The organism is [Clostridium] innocuum, assembly GCA_012317185.1.
Taxonomy (GTDB): domain Bacteria; phylum Bacillota_I; class Bacilli_A; order Erysipelotrichales; family Erysipelotrichaceae; genus Clostridium_AQ; species Clostridium_AQ innocuum.
Map to the genome: position 1 here is coordinate 1,062,668 of CP048838.1, position 17,799 is coordinate 1,080,466.

At 46.0% G+C, this 17,799-nt stretch carries 18 protein-coding genes and 1 pseudogene; 15 read left to right on the top strand and 4 right to left on the bottom strand.

Annotated elements, in window-relative coordinates; translation table 11 throughout:
* Window positions 1-65: 65 nt before the first annotated feature.
* The 8 genes from G4D54_05210 (at window position 66) to G4D54_05245 (ending at window position 10,235) form a co-directional block, all read left to right on the top strand.
* Window positions 66-1,247, top strand: a complete 1,182-nt coding sequence (locus G4D54_05210; GenBank protein QJA01863.1) for a helix-turn-helix transcriptional regulator — start codon at window positions 66-68, stop codon at window positions 1,245-1,247.
* 77 nt (window positions 1,248-1,324) lie between these two features.
* Complete coding sequence (locus G4D54_05215) at window positions 1,325-3,253, top strand: FAD-dependent oxidoreductase (GenBank protein QJA01864.1); 1,929 nt, start codon at window positions 1,325-1,327, stop codon at window positions 3,251-3,253.
* A gap of 11 nt (window positions 3,254-3,264) precedes the next feature.
* On the top strand, window positions 3,265-5,193 hold the full coding sequence (locus G4D54_05220; protein QJA01865.1) for an FAD-dependent oxidoreductase: 1,929 nt from the start codon (window positions 3,265-3,267) through the stop codon (window positions 5,191-5,193).
* A gap of 253 nt (window positions 5,194-5,446) precedes the next feature.
* Window positions 5,447-6,076: an HAD family hydrolase gene (locus tag G4D54_05225; protein QJA01866.1), complete on the top strand. Its 630-nt coding sequence runs from the start codon at window positions 5,447-5,449 to the stop codon at window positions 6,074-6,076.
* A 309-nt stretch (window positions 6,077-6,385) separates the two neighbouring features.
* Window positions 6,386-7,762, top strand: coding sequence for a sodium-dependent transporter (locus G4D54_05230; protein QJA01867.1), 1,377 nt, complete (start codon window positions 6,386-6,388; stop codon window positions 7,760-7,762).
* A gap of 97 nt (window positions 7,763-7,859) precedes the next feature.
* Window positions 7,860-9,032 (top strand): iron-containing alcohol dehydrogenase, encoded by a 1,173-nt coding sequence (locus G4D54_05235; GenBank protein QJA01868.1) that lies wholly within the window; start codon window positions 7,860-7,862, stop codon window positions 9,030-9,032.
* Window positions 9,033-9,527: 495 nt separating this feature from the next.
* Window positions 9,528-10,019: a hypothetical protein gene (locus tag G4D54_05240; GenBank protein QJA01869.1), complete on the top strand. Its 492-nt coding sequence runs from the start codon at window positions 9,528-9,530 to the stop codon at window positions 10,017-10,019.
* An 18-nt stretch (window positions 10,020-10,037) separates the two neighbouring features.
* A complete protein-coding gene (locus tag G4D54_05245; protein ID QJA01870.1) occupies window positions 10,038-10,235 on the top strand; it encodes a hypothetical protein in 198 nt (65 codons plus the stop codon).
* 157 nt (window positions 10,236-10,392) lie between these two features.
* On the opposite strand, the gene G4D54_05250 is transcribed toward G4D54_05245, so the two are convergent.
* A complete protein-coding gene (locus G4D54_05250; GenBank protein QJA01871.1) occupies window positions 10,393-10,647 on the bottom strand; it encodes a DUF2087 domain-containing protein in 255 nt (84 codons plus the stop codon).
* 99 nt (window positions 10,648-10,746) lie between these two features.
* Window positions 10,747-11,169 carry a hypothetical protein gene (locus G4D54_05255; protein QJA01872.1) on the bottom strand — a complete coding sequence of 141 codons (423 nt, stop codon included), beginning with the start codon at window positions 11,167-11,169 and terminating at the stop codon, window positions 10,747-10,749.
* A gap of 138 nt (window positions 11,170-11,307) precedes the next feature.
* Between G4D54_05255 and G4D54_05260 the strand changes: the two are divergent.
* The 5 genes and pseudogenes from G4D54_05260 to G4D54_05280 all read left to right on the top strand — a co-directional run bounded on the left by G4D54_05260 (window position 11,308) and on the right by G4D54_05280 (window position 15,126).
* Window positions 11,308-12,008: pseudogene (locus tag G4D54_05260) on the top strand (DUF1361 domain-containing protein).
* Window positions 11,986-12,831 (top strand): Cof-type HAD-IIB family hydrolase, encoded by an 846-nt coding sequence (locus G4D54_05265; protein QJA01873.1) that lies wholly within the window; start codon window positions 11,986-11,988, stop codon window positions 12,829-12,831. The pseudogene G4D54_05260 and the gene G4D54_05265 overlap by 23 nt, the downstream one beginning before the upstream one ends.
* On the top strand, window positions 12,824-13,645 hold the full coding sequence (locus G4D54_05270; protein QJA01874.1) for a Cof-type HAD-IIB family hydrolase: 822 nt from the start codon (window positions 12,824-12,826) through the stop codon (window positions 13,643-13,645). Before G4D54_05265 ends, G4D54_05270 begins: the two co-directional genes overlap by 8 nt.
* A 466-nt stretch (window positions 13,646-14,111) precedes the next feature.
* On the top strand, window positions 14,112-14,831 hold the full coding sequence (locus G4D54_05275; GenBank protein QJA01875.1) for an AzlC family ABC transporter permease: 720 nt from the start codon (window positions 14,112-14,114) through the stop codon (window positions 14,829-14,831).
* The gene (locus tag G4D54_05280; GenBank protein QJA01876.1) at window positions 14,824-15,126 is read left to right on the top strand and encodes an AzlD domain-containing protein; all 303 of its coding nucleotides are present in this window, start codon (window positions 14,824-14,826) and stop codon (window positions 15,124-15,126) included. Before G4D54_05275 ends, G4D54_05280 begins: the two co-directional genes overlap by 8 nt.
* Before the next feature lie 47 nt (window positions 15,127-15,173).
* Here G4D54_05280 and G4D54_05285 read toward each other — a convergent pair whose 3' ends face one another.
* Both G4D54_05285 and G4D54_05290 read right to left on the bottom strand, forming a co-directional pair.
* Window positions 15,174-15,512, bottom strand: a complete 339-nt coding sequence (locus tag G4D54_05285; GenBank protein ID QJA01877.1) for a helix-turn-helix transcriptional regulator — start codon at window positions 15,510-15,512, stop codon at window positions 15,174-15,176.
* Between the two features lie 350 nt (window positions 15,513-15,862).
* Window positions 15,863-16,609, bottom strand: a complete 747-nt coding sequence (locus G4D54_05290; GenBank protein ID QJA01878.1) for an SDR family oxidoreductase — start codon at window positions 16,607-16,609, stop codon at window positions 15,863-15,865.
* Window positions 16,610-16,745: 136 nt separating this feature from the next.
* Here G4D54_05290 and G4D54_05295 point away from each other — a divergent pair, with 136 nt between their 5' ends.
* Window positions 16,746-17,285: a hypothetical protein gene (locus tag G4D54_05295; GenBank protein QJA01879.1), complete on the top strand. Its 540-nt coding sequence runs from the start codon at window positions 16,746-16,748 to the stop codon at window positions 17,283-17,285.
* On the top strand, window positions 17,266-17,769 hold the full coding sequence (locus G4D54_05300) for a hypothetical protein (protein QJA01880.1): 504 nt from the start codon (window positions 17,266-17,268) through the stop codon (window positions 17,767-17,769). The genes G4D54_05295 and G4D54_05300 overlap by 20 nt, the downstream gene beginning before the upstream one ends.
* The last annotated feature ends 30 nt before the right edge of the window (window positions 17,770-17,799 follow it).

Here is a 17,799-nt window from a genome sequence, read left to right on the forward strand (position 1 = left end):
ATAGGCTTGAATGCTTCTGCAAAAGAAGCATTCTGATGATGAAGAGCATAGCGAGGTGAACATGCATGCAGCAACAAAATGACTGGTACACGGGGATTGACTATTTTCAATCCTATAAGGAACAGGATATACTGGTGGAGGAACAAAGCCTTGCACAACCGGTTCCGCTCACACGGCATGAACGCGTGGAGCTCTGGTATGTTTTAAAGGGGGATGGCGATATTCTGGTGAACGGGGTTTTGCATACCGTTCAGCAGGATTCCTTTCTCTGTCTGTATGCTCATCATCTGTATGAGGTTTCCTGTGTGCGAAAGCCGCTGCGGGTATTGCGAATCCAGTTTTATATCGGTTTGTTCATGCATGCCATGTGGGAAAAACATCCCAGAGGAAGAAATGCCTCTCTGGTATATGAAACTCCGGCCTGTCTTCGCTGTGCGGATAGCGAGGTACTCCAGCTGTTTCATCGGGCACAGCAGGAATCTTACGGCAATGCCTTTGGTTCCCGCAATATGCTGATGTATATCGTCCTGCAAATTCATATGCTGTTCTGCCGCTATGCATTGCAGGAATCCATGGAGGAGGAACAGTCACCTGTCTGGAAGCTGATCAAGCGCACAATTGTAGCCTCACAGGAGCATACCACACTGCAGGATGCGGCAGCAAAGCTGCAGCTGCATCCACGCTACCTCAATCAGAAGATCAAGGATGCCTGCGGTTACAGCTTTACCCAACTGCGCTCATTCGGCAAAATCATCAATGCCTGTGCACTGCTTCACTTTGAGGACCTATCCATTTCTTATATTGTGGATCTGCTTTCCTACTCCTCTACTGCTGCCTTTTACCGTCAGTTTCAGGCATGGACAGGAATGTCACCACTGGATTACCAGAAGCACCGGATTCTGGACAATGCTCATTTCTATTGCCGCAAGGATTTGTATTTGCAGATTATGCAATACCTCTATCTGCATTTTTCACAGGATATTACGCTAGAGGATATGGCGAGAGAATGCCATCGGAAAAGCTATGAGCTGGAACAGCTGTTAAAGCAGGAATATCATACGAGCTGGACACAGGAGCTGATGGCTGTTCGTGTGCATCAGGCGGCTGCCTTACTGACGGCGACGAAGCGTACCATCACATCGATTGCCATGGATTGCGGATTTTCATCTCTGGCTGTCTTTGAACGGCACTTTGCAGCCTGCATGGGCTGTACACCGGAACAGTATCGCAAACAGCAATCTGTATAAATGAGAAAAAGACCTTTAAATTTGAATATACGTTTTTCATGTAAGCGTTATAATTTAAGTATCAGGAGGTCTTTTTTATGTTTGAAAAACTATTTGAACCAATCAGAATTCGCGGAATGGAAGTGAAAAACCGCATTGTGCTGCCGGCAATGGGAACGAAAATGGCGGCAGAGGATGGAAACGTGACACAGCAGATCATCGATTATCAGGTAGCGCGGGTAAAGGGCGGCTGCGGTCTGAACTTATCGGAGGTATGTGCAGTCCATGCGCCGAGTGCTCCCCGAAAATTTCTGGCACTGCATAACGATTCCTATATTCCATCACACAAGGCATTCTGTGATGCCATTCATGAGGCAGGTGGGAAGTGCGGTGTGCAGCTGTGGCAGGGAAGTCTTGCCGCAAGCATGGATCCAAAGGCAAGAATCCTGGTGGCCAGTGATTTGCATGTGCACGGGCATACCATACCGGCTGTGGATGTGGAGACGATTGAAGAGGTTGTCGCCTGCTTCGGCGCTGCGGCAATGCGCGCGGTGAAGGCCGGCTATGACTGTGTGGAATTCCATTGCGGACATAATTATCTGCCGCATTCCTTTTTGTCACCGGCATTCAATCACCGTGAGGATGCCTATGGCGGAACATTTGAAAAGCGCTGTAAATTCCCGCTGGACTGTATCCGCGCCATTCGTCAGAGCATACCGCAGGATATGCCGCTGCTGATGCGCCTGGATGCACAGGATGATTATCTGGAGAATGGCTTGACCATAGAGGATGTCATTGCGTTTTGCAGGCTGGCAAAAGAGGCCGGAGTAGATGTACTGGATATCTCGCGTGGTAATATGATAACAGCGGGGTTGAAATACGAGGTACCGCCGATTGATATACCAAAGGGCTTTAATGTGGATAACTGTGCCAGAATCCGTAGGGAAACCGGAATGCTGTGTATTGCGGTCGGACGTATCAACACACCGCAGCTGGCGGAGGAAATTCTGGAACAGAATAAGGCGGATATGGTTGTTATGGGACGTGCGCAGCTTGCCGATGCCGACTTCTGCGTAAAGGCGAAGGAAGGCAGACTGCAGGAAATCGTATACTGCATTGGCTGTGATCAGGGCTGCTATGACGGATTTACCGATCCCGCTGCTCCATTCATTACCTGTATGCGAAATCCATACCTTGGAAAAGAAGCACAGGATGTACTGGTACCGGCGCAGAAGCCGAAAAGGGTGCTGATCGCAGGTGGCGGTGTTGCCGGTCTGGAGGCAGCCTGCATACTGAAGCAGCGCGGTCATCAGCCTGTTGTATATGAAGCAAGCGACGAGCTGGGCGGTCAGTTTGTGACTGCGGGTAAGGCACCAAGGAAGATGGAAATGAAGGATGCGGCGCTGTCCTATGGAGAAAAGGCGAAGCGTCTTGGCATTTTGATTCATCTCAACACACCGGTAGATGCGTCGCTGATCACAGAGGGCAGCTGGGATGAGGTTATCCTTGCGATCGGAGCAGAGCCGATTCACCTGTCCATTCCGGGGGCAGATCAGGAACATGTATACAAATCCCATGACATATTGAACGGAAAAGCAACCGCATCCGGTCATGTCGCAGTTATCGGCGGTGGTCTGGTTGGTGTGGAAACTGCAGAATATCTGAGTGAACAGGGGGCAGCTGTTACCGTTATCGAAATGCTGGACGGCGTCGCGAAGGACCTTGGCGCATTGCGTAAAATCTGTGTTATGGAATCGCTGTACATGCATCATATCGAAACGGTTGTCAACACCTCGGTAAAAGCCGTTGTGGAAAACGGAGTACTGGTGGAAAACGAAGGAGTCGAGCAGGTGATTCCTTGTGACAGTGTCGTTATGGCCGTAGGTGCACGCGCAAGAGATCATGAGGCGCTGACAGAAGCCTGTGAGAAAAAACAGATACCGTATCACATCATAGGAGATGCCAAAAAGGCAAGAAGGGCACTGCAGGCGATTGCGGAAGCACATGAAACTGCACGTTCCCTGTAACAGGAGGAAATATGAATAATTCAAAGCTTTTTCAGCCGCTGACGATTTCTACCATGAAGCTGCGCAATGCGACGTTTATGGCACCGATGTCTCTGGGATATGAAAGCAGTGACGGCTGTGTAAATGAGCGCATGCAGGCATACTGGCTTGAGCGTGCACGCGGCGGTGTCGGCTGTATTATTCTGGATGCGTTAAGCGTTGATCCATCCGTTCCCTATCTGGGAAATACACTGTGCTTTCGAGGTGAGGAAGCCATAGCATCCTATAAGGCCTTCACGGATAAAATTCACGAAGCAGGTGCCTGCATCATACCGCAGATTACCCATCCGGGGCCAGAGAGTATCTCAGCATTTATGGGAATACCACCGGTTGCAAGCAGTGTCTATGTCAATTCGATGGGGCAAAAGACAAGAGCACTGGCAATCGAAGAACTGCCAAACATCATTAAACAGTATGCACAAACCTCGTTGCAGGCGAAGCAGGCAGGCTTTGATGGAATCGAGCTGCACTGTGCACATGCATATATGCTGCTGGGCTCCTTCCTGTCACCAATGCGCAATAAGCGCTGTGATGCGTATGGAGGAAGTCTGGATCATCGTGCACGTCTTCTGTTTGAGGTGATCGATGCAATCAAAGAAGCCTGCGGCAGGGACTTTCCTATCATTCTGCGCATCAGCGGGGATGAAAAGGATGCGCAGGGAAATACGGTGGAGGATATGTGCTGTCTTGTGCCAAAGCTGATTGCACACGGTGTCGATGCCTTTGAAGTCAGTGGCGGTACACAGTATGAGCGCCCGAATAAGATCATTCCAAGTCACGGTGAGCATGAGGGCGTCAATGTTGCGCAGGCAGCAAGAATCCGCGAGGTCAGCAGTGTGCCTGTCCTTGTGGTAGGCAAGGTGCTGGATCCTGCTATGGCAATGGAGCTGGTTGATCAAAAAGCATTGGATGGGGTCGTATTCGGTCGTGCGCTGCTTGCTGATCCATACCTGGTTAATAAGGCAGCTGAAGATAAGCTGGAGGAAATTGCACCATGCACAGGCTGTGTGATCGGCTGTGTAGGGGAACAGACAAAGCGTCACCCGGCGAGCTGTGTTATCAATCCTGCCTGTGGTAAAGAGTTGGAAATGAAGCTGATTCCGGCTGATAAGAAAAAGCATGTCGCTGTAGCCGGCGGTGGTATCGCGGGTATGGCTGCCGCAAGGGTACTGGCTCTTCGCGGACATACGGTAACCTTATTTGAGAAAACAGACCGTCTGGGAGGACAGCTGCTGCTGGCCTGTGTGCCGCCGTTTAAGCAGCCGATCAGTAAGTGGGTTGTTTATCTGGAGCATGAACTGACACGCTTATCCGTTGATATCCGTTTGCATACGGAATTCTGCGAGAATATGAAGGATGCATATGATGCTTTGATCGTGGCAACCGGTGCAATGGAGGCAGTACCGCCAATCCCCGGACTGGCAGAGCATGGCATCGGTGCCTGGGAGGTGCTGAAAAACGAACAGCTCATTCCGGGCGGTAACGTTCTGGTAGTCGGTGGAGGAATGGTCGGCTGTGAGGTATGTGAACACCTTCTCCATAACAAGCGCGGACCGCTGCATATCACGATGATTGAAATGATGGATGAGATTGCGGCAGGTATGGTTATAAATGAAAAGGTGCTGGTCATGGACCGTCTGCATAAGGCACAGGTACAGCTACTGACCCATACCAGGCTGGAGGCTGTGGAAGCCGGCATAGTAAAGCTGAATGTTCATGGAGAGGCGCTGGAGCGACAGGATTTCACACATGTGGTGTATGCGACCGGCTCCCGCAGCAATACGGCATTGGCCTGTGCATTGACAGATCAGGATAATGTATATGTTGTTGGGGATGCCGCAACCGTAGCGCAGGCACTCGAGGCTGTGCGGGATGCAACCCTGGCAGCAATGGCTGTATAGCTTCCCTAAGAAAATCCGGGAGCCTGTGCGCTGAAATTGGATGTCCTCAGGATTCACTGTAACAGTGTAAATGATAAGGAGCGATTTTCTTTATACGGAATAGCTCCTTTTTCCATATCCGTCTTTCTGTCTTTAAATGAATAGCTGAAGCTCTTGATCTGTTATGAAGTCAGGCTATTGCGTTTCCTGCTGTGTCATTATACAATGGAGAAAAGTGCCTGTTCAGCAAATGGAAACAGGACAGGAGGTATTTATGGCAATACAGCATATCATATTTGATTTGGATGGAACCCTTATGGATACGGAAAAGGGAAATCTGTATGCATGGCAAAAGACCCTGCGCTATTATGTACCCTGGCGTACATTTTCTAATACGGAATTGAAAGCCATACTGGGAGTAACCACGGAGAAAGCATTAACCATGCTGCAGGTGGAGAATGTTGATGCAGCCCAGTTCGATGAATACTGGCAGCTGCAATATCAGACACAGGTTGAGCATATCGCGCTGTTCAGCGGGATGCTGGAGGTACTGGAAAATCTGCGTCATCAGGGATATACCTTGGGAATCGTTACCTCCCGTGACTGGCAGGAATACAGAGCTTACTTTTCATCCCCTTCCTTCGATGCGCTGTTTACCTGTATAATTTGCAAGGAGGATACCTTGCTTCACAAACCGGACCCGGAACCTCTTCTTGCTTATATGCGGAAGATGAATGCAGTAAAAGAGGACTGTATCTATATCGGAGACATGGACACGGATATGGAATGTGCTGCCAGAGCCGGTGTAAGCTCTGCACTGGCAGTTTGGGGTACAGATGGTCCGGTATCGCAGGGCTGTCTTTCTTCACCGCAACAGATATCTGCATTTGTACAAAACGTATAGATGAGGTGATGAGAATACGTCACTAAAAAGCATTTGAGTGAAATTGAAAAAGTTCAAAACACAGTACCGTGAATAGTGTATTTGTGACATTTTATTTATAAATTCAGGCAAATGTATGAAGAAGCTGTGGAAATGGATGCATGTTTTACATTTTCCTATCTCTTACTTTTTTGAAATAGTTTTAGGGAACACACAGTAAGTATGTTTCCCTTCGTTTTCGTTGACTTCCATACAAAATTCTTTTACAATGAAGAACGTCTGTGTTCCCGGGGCACGTTATCCGCAGGACACTTTGTTAAAGGAGTAATTATGGAAAATAAAAGAGAAAAATTATCCTCCCGACTCGGTTTCATCTTTTTGTCGGCAGGATGTGCCATCGGTCTTGGCAATATATGGCGGTTTCCTTATATGGTGGGAAAATACGGGGGAGGAGCCTTTGTACTCGTGTATCTGTTTTTTCTTGTGCTTCTGGGGCTTCCCATTATCGTTATGGAATATTCCGTGGGAAGAGGAAGCGGAAAAAGTGTGGCAAGAAGCTTTCATGTTTTAGAGAAGCCGGGTCAGCTCTGGCATCGGTTCTCCTATGTGGCTATGGCTGGCAACTATCTGCTTGTCATGTTTTACACAACGATATCCGGCTGGATGCTCGCATATTTTGCAAAGATGATCAGCGGGGAATTTAACGGTCTTGATCCGCAGGAGGTGAAGCATGTCTTTGCCTCTTTACAGCAGAATCCGCAGGCATCCTTGTTCTGGATGCTGCTGATTGTCGCTATCGGCTGCGGTGTATGTGCGCTTGGCCTGCAAAACGGTGTGGAAAAAATCACAAAAGGGATGATGGGACTGCTGCTGGCGGTTATGATCCTGCTGGTAGTAAAGTCCCTGAGTCTGGATGGTGCGATGAAGGGTGTCTCCTTTTATCTGATACCGGATTTTGATGAACTGATGAAAAACGGTATTTTCAATGCCATCTATGCGGCGATGGGGCAGGCCTTTTTTACACTGAGCATTGGAATGGGTGGTATGGCAATCTTTGGAAGCTATATTGACCGCAAGCATTCCCTGAGTGGTGAGGGTGTACGGGTTATGGCGCTGGATACGTTTGTGGCTTTTATGGCAGGTATGATTATCTTTCCCGCCTGCATGTCCTTCGGGGTAGCACCTGACAGCGGTCCCGGACTGGTGTTTGTGACGCTTCCCAATATCTTCAATGAAATGGCAAACGGACAGCTGTGGGGAACTCTGTTCTTCGTATTTATGAACTTCGCGGCGTTATCCACCATCATTGCCGTGTTTGAAAATATTGTTTCCTTTACAATTGATTTATGTAACTGGACAAGGCGGAAGAGTGTTCTCTTGAATTTTATTATTATCGCAGTGGGAAGCATCCCCTGTGCAATCGGCTTCAGTGTCCTGTCCGGATTTCAGCCTTTCGGTGAAGAAAGCGCTGTGCTGGATTTGCTGGATTTCCTTGTTTCCAATGTTATTATGCCGCTTGGTTCTCTGGTTTTCCTGTTCTTCTGTACGAGAAAGCTTGGCTGGGGCTGGAAAAATTTTGTGGCAGAGGCGAATGCCGGAAAAGGTCTTCGCTTCCCGGAAAAGGCAAGAGGCTATGTATCTTATGTTCTGCCGCTGATTGTAATGTTTATTTTTCTGTTTGGATTGTGGGAAAAATTCACCGGATAAGCAGTGTATTGCGCGCTGCTTTTTTTATGAGCCTCCCGCATGACTTGCGCCTTTGTTTGATTCGTTGTAAACTAATGACATATACAGGAGGTAGCTTATGGGCAATTTTACATTTTACGCTCCGACACGCGTGTATTTCGGTCGAAAAGAAGAGGAGCGAATTGGTTCTATATTGAAACAGGAGGGGTGTCACAGGGTACTGGTGCATTACGGTGGACAGAGTGCTGTGAAAAGCGGTCTGCTTGACCGTGTTTTGGCGTCCTTGAAGAAGGCCGGGATTTCCGCCGTCACATTGGGCGGTGTTGTGCCGAATCCGCAGCTTTCCAAGGTGCGCGAGGGAATCGCTCTTGCTAAAAAGGAACAGGTGGACTTCATTCTGGCAGTTGGGGGCGGCAGTGTGATTGATTCTGCGAAAGGCATCGGCTATGGCGTTGTGAATGAAGGCGATGTATGGGAGTATTATGCAAGAAGGAAAAAGGTAACCGGCTGCCTTCCGGTGGGTGCGATACTGACGATTGCGGCTGCCGGCAGTGAAATGAGTAATTCCAGTGTCATCACCAATGAAGACGGATGGCTGAAGCGTGGATTAAGCTCTGATTACGGACGATGCCGGTTTGCCATTATGAATCCGGAGCTGACTATGACACTTCCTCCCTATCAGACAGCAAGCGGCTGTACGGATATCATTTTACACACCATGGAACGTTATTTCATAAAGGAAAACAACATGGATATCACTGACGGCTTTGCAGAGAGTCTGATGCGTACGGTTATGAAGCATACCCGTATTCTGATGAAGGAGCCAAACAACTATGAATCCCGCGCAGAGGTGATGTGGGCAGGCAGTCTTTCTCATAACGATATAACAGGAAGCCGCAGCTTCGGTGACTGGGCCTGTCATCAGCTGGAGCATGAGCTGAGCGGGATGTACAAGGTTGCGCACGGTGCAGGGCTGGCTGCCGTATGGGGCAGCTGGGCACGCTATGTCTATCAGGAACAGCCATCCAGATTTGCGCAGTATGCCAGAAATGTAATGGGAATCCGGGAAGAAAACGATATCGAGTGTGCACTGGCAGGAATTGAAGCAACCGAACAGTTCTTTAAGGAAATCGGTATGCCGACATCCATTCATGAAATGGGAATTGCGTTAGGTGAGGAGGATATCCGAAAGCTGGCATGGAAGTGCAGCTTTGAGGACGAACGCACGATCGGGTGTTTCAAGGTTTTGAAGAAAGAGGATATGGAAAATATTTATCGTATTGCGAAATAAAAAAATATCATAAAACCATAACACTTTATAAAATGTTATGGTTTTATATTTAGGTGAATTTAGAGCATATTCGGAGCCAAAAATTATGTGTCTGATAAGTTTTTTTATTGATACGCCATTATAGCTAAAAAAGAATGATATATAGACATAAAAGGAAGATGATTCGAATATATTAAGATAATCATATTATCTAATAAATTGGAAAAGATAGTAATCGCTGACTGTGGTTAATTATAGCATTATAATTATATTATAACAAATTAATCAATGCTATGTAAGTCTTATATTTCTTCATTAGTTATTATATACTATGTATATAGAAAGGATTTTACATTAAGTAAACAAGGGAAAGACCAATGGGGGATTAAAAACATTTCTAAAGCTAATAGATTATTCTTACGATATACTGTTGATTTCTGTTGCAAGGTAAGTCATTAAATGAGCGGTAATTTTAGAAAATATATATTTAAAATTTGCATATTATAAGGAGGATAATTGCATGAAAAAATAAGTAAAATAGTTATGACTTTTATTTTAACATCAGCGTTGTATACATGTGTTTTACCTACATCTATTGTACATGCAACAGAATTTCCTGTAGCATTTAGGGCAAGTAATCCTTACCCGGAGCACTCGTGGATAAATCTAGGAACGATTACTCTGGATCCTGTCACAATAAATAATGCTATAGATGTCAGATCTGTTTTTCTTACTGTACTTGGAGGAATTGTCGGTTCAAATTTTGGAGCTATAGGAGCAACATTAGTAAGTTCTGTTTCCGCACTGGTAAACAAGGGACATACAAAGTTTTACATTCGGCTTACACAATATGTATCGACAGATTATCAATGGCACTATTACTCTTATACTGTATATGAAGATGCTAAATGTACAAAAAAAGTCGGAAGTTATACATCTCAGAAGTGGAAAGATAGATATGCACGAAAATTAATGGAGCTTGGATTAACTATGCTATCCTTATCATAGTTAAAGGAAAGGGATATGATGAATAAGAGGAAAATTCGTCTTATAAAAACCATGATTGGCGTATGGATAGGATGTTTGATTGCATATATTCTATCAATGAATTTTGGCGGACAAGTAGATTGGTTTACAGGTGTGAATATATGTATCGCCATTCTGATTTTCTTCCTGATACAGGAAATCATCTGTTTCAGACGGCATAAAGGACATAAGGATTAGGTTTTAAAATGAGCGTGTAGTTGTATCATGTTTTCATTAAAGTTATTTCTTTATACAATTTTAAAAGCATAAAAAGAAGCTGTAAAATCTAAACGAAAAGCTTTGTCATTGATTTTGCAGTTTCTTTTTCAAATACTTTATCGTCTCAAAATTTTATTTATGTAATGTGATAACAGCTCCCGTCTCTGCTGCGCTCTAACAGCTTATAATCGACCAGATAACGGCGCAGCTCTACAAAATCATCAGATATTGGTTTTAAAATAGCGTTAACTTCCTGTTCGCTGAGATCACGATCGGGCAGCTGTGCAGCCGCCAGTGCAAGTATTGATTTGCGTGGTTCCTGTTTTTTCGGCATCCGATGGATGGTAAATGGTTCTGCCTGATAAAATACGTCCAAATTTACACCTTTCATAAACACATCTCCTTTCTGTTTATTAAAACAATAAACTACAATATGATATTATCACTATTTGTTTATAAAATCAATAAACAAAAAGAGGAAATGCCTATCTTATTTCCTCTTTGCACAGTATTTCTGTATTCTTGTGATCAAATCCATATAATAGGTGTCGTTTTGATCATGGTTCTCTATGACCTTTGTGATTTTTCGTACGAAATCCCCTTTGGTAACCTTTTCCCTGATACTCAGCTCCACCTGACCATTGTCCGCATCCTTCATTTCAAATATGGTTTTGGTAACATGGACGCTGCTTTGAGCGAACGGATACCGCTCCATAACGATACGATCCTCACTCACCTCTGTAAAATAGAATTTCATTAGAAAATGATCGCCGTAATCTTCAATCCAGTTATCCTCATCCAGCTTTTTATATACCTGATAACCACGTATATTGCAGGTTTCCGGATGCAGAATAACAGAAGCGATCTGTTTTTTTGTATAGGGTAGAATTTTACTGTTTTCACTTTTCTTCATATAAAGATACCTCTCTTGCGTGTGATATAGTATAATGTATCACGAATCGGTAAGAAAGAAAAGATGAAGAATGTCATGGAAATGATAAACGGTGGCTGTAGAATATATGCTATACTGATGAACGAGGGAGGGCTGTCCATGATGAAAAAGCTATGGAAGCAGAATTTCTGGCTTCTGGCTGCACTTGGTGCCTATGCACTGGTGAGTCTTTATGTCTATGAGCGAAGCGGTATATTTATTCACAGAGCAATTGTATGGAATGTGTTTCTCGCTCTGTTACCCTATCTGTTTATGACGCTGTTTTTTGCGGCACAGCAGCGTCGTCATCACCTTGGTATGCTGGCTGCCTTTCTCTGCTGGCTGCTGCTGTTTCCCAATGTACCGTATCTGATTACGGATTTTATACATATCTCACCGCTGACCTTCTATATCTTTCAGGAAACCGGAAGTGTCTATGTCCGTGAGCTTCTCCCCTGGCTGGAGCTGCTGCATCTGGCTGTTGGTATCTTCTTCGGCATCATGAGCGGCTATCGTTCGCTCTATCTGCTGCACGAATTCACGGCGGAAAGGCTGGGTCAGCTGCGCACCTGGCTGCTTGCCGCCCTGATTTGTCTGCTGAGCAGCTATGGGGTGTATCTGGGACGGTTTCTGCGTCTGAATTCCTGGGATATCATGCATCCATCCTCACTGATTGAAAAAATCGTGCAGGGCAGCGATACCTTCAGTCTGCAGTTTACACTGGTATTCTTTCTGTTTCTGTTTATAACCTATGGTCTGTATTATTTCTGCTTTCATAAAAAATAGGAGGTACGCGTCATGAAGACACTTTACGTCAGTGACCTGGATGGTACACTGCTCAACAGCAACACTGCATTAACCGATACAACGATTGAGACAATCAATGCTCTGGTGGAGGAGGGAATGGAATTCACCTTTGCGACAGCACGCTCCATAACGTCCGCTTCTCTGGTAACCAGGGGACTCCATCTTCGTACACCTTTAATCGTATACAATGGGGTCTATCTGCTGGATCCGGATTCTCATGATATCCTGTATTCGCATTCCTTTACCAGACAGGATGCACAGGATATTCTGAACTATCTGTTAAGGCATGATATGATACCCTTTGTTTATTCCTACATTGATGGAAGGGAAAGGGTCAGCTATATGGAGGAGGGGATGCATGAAGGTGGGAAATACTACATGGAATCTCGCCCCTATGACAAGCGTTTTCGTAAAGTGGATACCACAGAGCAGCTGCTGGAGGGGGATGTCTTCTACTTTACCTGTATTCACGACGGTTCCTTTTTAAAGCCGATGTATGAATATCTGGAGGAAACAACCGACTATGTGATTGTTTTTCAACAGGAGCTGTACCGGGAGGAATACTGGCTGGAGGTCATGCCACGAGGAGTTTCCAAGGCGCAGGCAATTCTGGAGCTGAAGGAAAAAGGCGGATATGACCGGGTGATATCCTTTGGGGATGCCATCAATGATCTGCCGATGTTTCAAATCAGTGATGAATGCTATGCGGTGGGAAATGCCATTGAGGAGTTGAAAAACACAGCAACAGCGGTGATCGGTGATCATGATGCGGATGCTGTGGCGATGTGGCTGAAGGCGAATTATCAGAAAAAGGCAGGAGGGAGCGCGAGTGTATAAGCTGATTGCATGTGATCTGGATGAAACACTTTTAAATACGGATAAGGAAATCTGCGCCAGAAATATAGCGGCCATCAAGCGTGCCGAGCGGGAGTATGGTGTGCGGTTTGTACCGGCAACCGGACGGGGCTACACCTGTATTGATAATGTGCTGCATACGCTGGGAGTCTATGATGCTGAACAGGAGTACACGATTTCCAATAACGGCGGTGTTGTGACGGAGAATAAGAACTACCGAAAGCTTTCCTTTCATGAGCTGCCTTATGAAATCGCTGAAAGGCTGTTTGCCTTCGGTATTGAACAGGATGTCTGCATACAGGTTTTTACAGCGGAGGATGTGTATGCGTTTCATCTGAATGAGGATGAGCGATCCTGGCTGTTTTCCTTCAAGCCGGATTCCATCGTATGTGAGGAAACGTCTCTTGCCTTTTTAAAGGGTACACCGATAACAAAGATTCTGTTTCAGAATACGGGTATCCCCTATCTTCACACACTGGCTGACCAGCTGCATGCGCTTACCGATCAGCGGGTTGCCGTCTCTTTTTCCAGCAACCGCTATCTTGAGCTGAATCCATATGGTGTGGATAAGGGTCTTGGTCTGCGTGATTTGTGTGAGCATCTGCAGATTGACCTGTCGGAAACCATCGCCATTGGTGATAACTTCAACGACGTGGGAATGCTAAGGGAGGCAGGACTTTCAGCCGCTGTGGCAAATGCGGTTCCGGAAATCAAAGAAATGTGTGATTATGTCTGTACAGCCGACCATAATGAAGGTGCGGTAGCGGAGGTCATCGAGCGGTTTATTTTTGTCTGATACGAAAGCTCAGGTAAACAAGAGTCCTTTTCCCCGTTATGAAGAAAAGGATTCTTTTGTATTTTTACTGAAGGAAAGAGAAGCATTATAATGTTCTTGATGCTGCAAAAATGAAAAATGCTTTCACAGGAAAGCAGTATTCTTAATAGATTCGTTTTTGTGTAAGCTGCATGTTCAATCAGGACAGAGACTTTATAAGCAATACTGCTGATGCGTGGTGTTACCGATTGCTATGTATTACGCATTCCTCTCAGTACGATCATGTGCTCGCAGAGCATTTGCTTCATCCTTCCTTATATTTATTACGGACATCTGCATACACTGTCAGTGGCAATGGCGTATCACCGAAACGCTGAATTTGTGCACCCGTAAGGCTGTCTATATGTATTCTTTTCTCGGTTTCGGGATTCACCCTTTTAAAACAAGGAAAATTCTTGTATAATGTTACCTAAGTATTGCGGGGTGTATGAAATTGGAACTAGTGGAGAATAGATTTCGAAAGGGAATTCAGGATGGTGTGCCGATTGGGCTTGGCTATCTGTCTGTATCCTTTACCTTTGGTATGATGGCGGTTTCCAACGGGATTCCGGTGGAGGCTGCCGTTGTGATATCCTTAACGAATGTAACCAGTGCCGGGCAGTTTTCCGGTCTGACGCTGATGCTGGCGCACGGCTCCTATGTGGAGCTGGCTCTGTCACAGTTTATCATCAATCTGCGTTATGCCCTGATGTCCCTGTCACTGACACAGAAGGTCGACCGGCATATGAAAACACATGAGCGCGCCTTGATAGCCTATGGCGTCACCGATGAGATTTTTGCTCTTGCCAGCAGTACGTATGAGCGTGTCGGGAAATGGTATATGGCAGGACTTATCGCCTTTCCGGTATTCTGCTGGACACTGGGTACCTTTCTGGGGGGAGCGGCGAGTACGCTGCTTCCGGAAGCAATCCGGTCTGCCCTTGGTATCGCCATTTATGGAATGTTCCTTGCCATTATCATACCTCCGGCCAGAAAGCTGCGCTCCGTGCGTATCGTATTGCTTTTATCTGTGATTCTAAGCTGTCTGTTTGCCGCTATGCAGGCAGTTGTACCTGTCAGCTCCGGGTTCGTCATCATTATCTGTACAATCGCCGCATCTGCGTTTGGGTCATGGTTCTTTCCGGTGGAGGAGGTGCAGCATGACTGAGTATCTTCCTTACATTCTGGTAATGGCAGTCGTTACCTATCTGATCCGTATGCTTCCGTTAACCTTTTTTCAGAAGGAAATCAAAAGTCCTTTTATAAAATCCTTTTTATTTTATGTACCCTATGCCGTGTTGGGAGCCATGACGTTTCCAGCCATCTTTACGGCTACCGGTCACACGCTGGCAAGCTGTGCCGGCTGCTTTGTGGGGCTGGTACTGGCATATCAGGGAAAAGGCCTGCTGAGTGTTGCGGTAGCGTCCTGTATTACGGCATATCTGGCAGCCTGTATCTTCTGAAGCAGGCTGGAGGCAGTCGTGCGCCTGTGCAAAAGCCGGCGCTTTTTTTAATGCGGACAGCTGTATTTCAACAAACGCTCTACGTAATCGTATACCATCTTTTTGCCTTTGTGATCCAGCTTCATTATATTTTTGTATATAATATGATCCAGATGATCCGGTATGTCCTTCTTTAAGCCAAGTAATACATAAATATCCAGACTCAGAATCTGGGATATGGCCACCAGATCATGTATATTCGGTGTTCTTTGGTTGTGTATGTAGCAGCTGAGCGTCTGCTGTGATATATGAAGAGCCTTTGCGAGCTGCTTTTGTGTCATATTGTTTAGTATGATGCCCTCCTTGATTGCGGCACCCAAATCCGTATCAATTTGATTTCTTTTCATGTCTTCCTCCTGTGGGCATGTACTCTCCCCGAATATGCCCGGCATTATTATATCTGAAAAAGTAACATTCATAAGAAAAAGTAATCAAATACGGAATTTTATCGGTCTAAAAATTCATGTTTTTAACATTACTTTCTTTTCTATAGGATAAAGGCCTAGATTTATGGAAGCAAACTGCATAGTACAGCATGAGGTGGAACGGATGGAACCCAAAAGAGAAGACATCATACTGGCTTACCTGACCCTGCTGCTTGTATTGCTGATCGGTTTGTTTCTGGTATGGGTCGTAGCGATGTTTTTGGAATGAGAGATGAAAAAAGGAATGGAAAGCAGTCCATTCCTACATAGCATCAGATACTGTAGCCGCCATCCAGCGGGATGCAGGCACCATTGATGTAATTCCCTGCAGCACTGCAAAGTACAAGAAGCAGACCGTCGAGATCCTGCCAGGTACCCCAGCGTCCTGCGGGAATTTCCTTTAAGACAGACAAATCATCATTCTGTCCATCTCCGCTTTGCAGCCGGTTTCCCTCATTCATGAAGCCCAGTGTGATTGCGTTGATCTGTATATCTCTGCCCGCAAACTCATGTGCCATATATTTCGTCATTGCTTCCACGGCACCCTTGCTGGTGAAATAGGCACAGTATTCGCTGGTACCATAGGGCAGGATTCCGGATGCATTGATGATTTTGCCTCCATGCCCCTGCCTGATAAACTGGCGTATAACCTCCTGGGAAAGTGTAAACGCCGCAGTTACATTGATATCCAGTGCGCTTTGAAATGCCTGTCTGCTGATTTCCAGAGTATCCTCCTTTTTCAGAATGCCTGCAAAGTTCAATAGAATATCCACATGTCCATAGGCGGCAAGCACTTCCTTCATGACATCATGAATGCTGCCGGGTGTCGTAAGGGATACGGTGAGGGAATGATACGATCTTCCCAGCGCCTCCACCTCTTTTTTCAACGCGGAATCATCACCGATACTGACGCCGAATATATCTGCACCATGTCTGGCCAGTGTGCGTACACAGGCATATCCAAGACCCTGCGAGCAGCCGCTGACCAGTGCGACTCTGCCATCTAGCTCTAAATTCATAAATAAAAACCTCCTGTCATACATAGTATGCCTTGTGCGGGAATACATAAACCTGCAGGTGCAAAAAGAAAAAGACTTTTTCAGAAACGGGAAAGGGTTTTCATGATATACTGAGAGTAAGAAAGGGGGAATCGTCATGAAGGTTATATTTCTTGATATCGACGGTGTACTGTACCCCTGCTTTTCCAGAAGGACAAGCTGTTTTCATGCGGAGGCTGTGCGAAGCAGATTACAAAAAGAAAGGATTTCCACGGAAGGGATAACAGACTGGGATTTGTGCAGTGTGGTCTGCGGTTTCCAGAAAGCTGCGGTAGAGCGTCTGCGCAGACTTTGTGAGCAAAGCGGTGCAAAAATTGTGCTGGAAACCTCATGGAAGTGCATGCGGAGTCTGGATGAAATGAAGCGGCTGTTTTCCCTGTGGAGACTGGACAGCTATATTGTTGACATGACAGATAATGAGGAAATGTTCTTCAAGGAAGGAGCTATACAGCGCTATCTGGATGCGCATCCGGCAGTGGAAAACTACGTCATTCTGGATGATATCTCCATGCGGAAGGCATTTCCCGGACATGATGTGGTTACGCCGGATATCCTTGATGAAGAAAGTTATCGGCAGGCGCTTCATATACTGAACCATTGGACAAAGGAGCTGGGGCATGAACATCATCTTCCTTGATATCGACGGCGTACTGATGCCGCTGGGTTCTCATGAATATCTGCGCAATGATGCAGCCGCATTAAAGGCCTACTATGTTTCACAGGATCAGCGCTTTGCACCGGTGAATGCCTATGACATCGCTGCTGTGGATCTGGACTGGTATCCAAAAGCCAGCCGTTATATACGGCAGCTTGCCGAAACCTGCCATGCATCCATTGTATTGACCTCCTCATGGCGGCTTCACCGTTCGCTGGAAACCTTGCAGCTGCTGTTTTCCCTGCATGGGCTGGACAGGTATCTGGTGGATGTAACGATGGATACCGGTAATAAAGCAGAAGAAATTCAAATGTATTTGTGGGGATATCCGGAAATTAAACGCTATGTGGTGATCGATGACCTGGATATGGAGCGCAGCTTCAAAGACCATTTTGTACAGGTTCGGGACAAGTATTTCAATGAGGATAATCTGAAAGAGGCTGTCTGTATCCTGAGAAAGGAATAGGCACTCTTTTTTTATTGACATATAGTATAC

Excerpts from the sequence above, each read along its gene's own strand:
- G4D54_05225 (QJA01866.1), top strand. The coding sequence starts at position 5,447 with ATGGCAATACAGCATATCATATTTGATTTGGATGGAACCCTTATGGAT.
- G4D54_05290 (QJA01878.1), bottom strand. The coding sequence starts at position 16,609 with ATGAATTTAGAGCTAGATGGCAGAGTCGCACTGGTCAGCGGCTGCTCG.
- G4D54_05215 (QJA01864.1), top strand. The coding sequence starts at position 1,325 with ATGTTTGAAAAACTATTTGAACCAATCAGAATTCGCGGAATGGAAGTG.
- G4D54_05245 (QJA01870.1), top strand. The coding sequence starts at position 10,038 with ATGAATAAGAGGAAAATTCGTCTTATAAAAACCATGATTGGCGTATGG.
- G4D54_05220 (QJA01865.1), top strand. The coding sequence starts at position 3,265 with ATGAATAATTCAAAGCTTTTTCAGCCGCTGACGATTTCTACCATGAAG.
- G4D54_05235 (QJA01868.1), top strand. The coding sequence starts at position 7,860 with ATGGGCAATTTTACATTTTACGCTCCGACACGCGTGTATTTCGGTCGA.
- G4D54_05210 (QJA01863.1), top strand. The coding sequence starts at position 66 with ATGCAGCAACAAAATGACTGGTACACGGGGATTGACTATTTTCAATCC.
- G4D54_05275 (QJA01875.1), top strand. The coding sequence starts at position 14,112 with ATGAAATTGGAACTAGTGGAGAATAGATTTCGAAAGGGAATTCAGGAT.
- G4D54_05255 (QJA01872.1), bottom strand. The coding sequence starts at position 11,169 with ATGAAGAAAAGTGAAAACAGTAAAATTCTACCCTATACAAAAAAACAG.
- G4D54_05285 (QJA01877.1), bottom strand. The coding sequence starts at position 15,512 with ATGAAAAGAAATCAAATTGATACGGATTTGGGTGCCGCAATCAAGGAG.
- G4D54_05280 (QJA01876.1), top strand. The coding sequence starts at position 14,824 with ATGACTGAGTATCTTCCTTACATTCTGGTAATGGCAGTCGTTACCTAT.
- G4D54_05230 (QJA01867.1), top strand. The coding sequence starts at position 6,386 with ATGGAAAATAAAAGAGAAAAATTATCCTCCCGACTCGGTTTCATCTTT.
- G4D54_05295 (QJA01879.1), top strand. The coding sequence starts at position 16,746 with ATGAAGGTTATATTTCTTGATATCGACGGTGTACTGTACCCCTGCTTT.
- G4D54_05265 (QJA01873.1), top strand. The coding sequence starts at position 11,986 with ATGAAGACACTTTACGTCAGTGACCTGGATGGTACACTGCTCAACAGC.
- G4D54_05250 (QJA01871.1), bottom strand. The coding sequence starts at position 10,647 with ATGAAAGGTGTAAATTTGGACGTATTTTATCAGGCAGAACCATTTACC.
- G4D54_05300 (QJA01880.1), top strand. The coding sequence starts at position 17,266 with ATGAACATCATCTTCCTTGATATCGACGGCGTACTGATGCCGCTGGGT.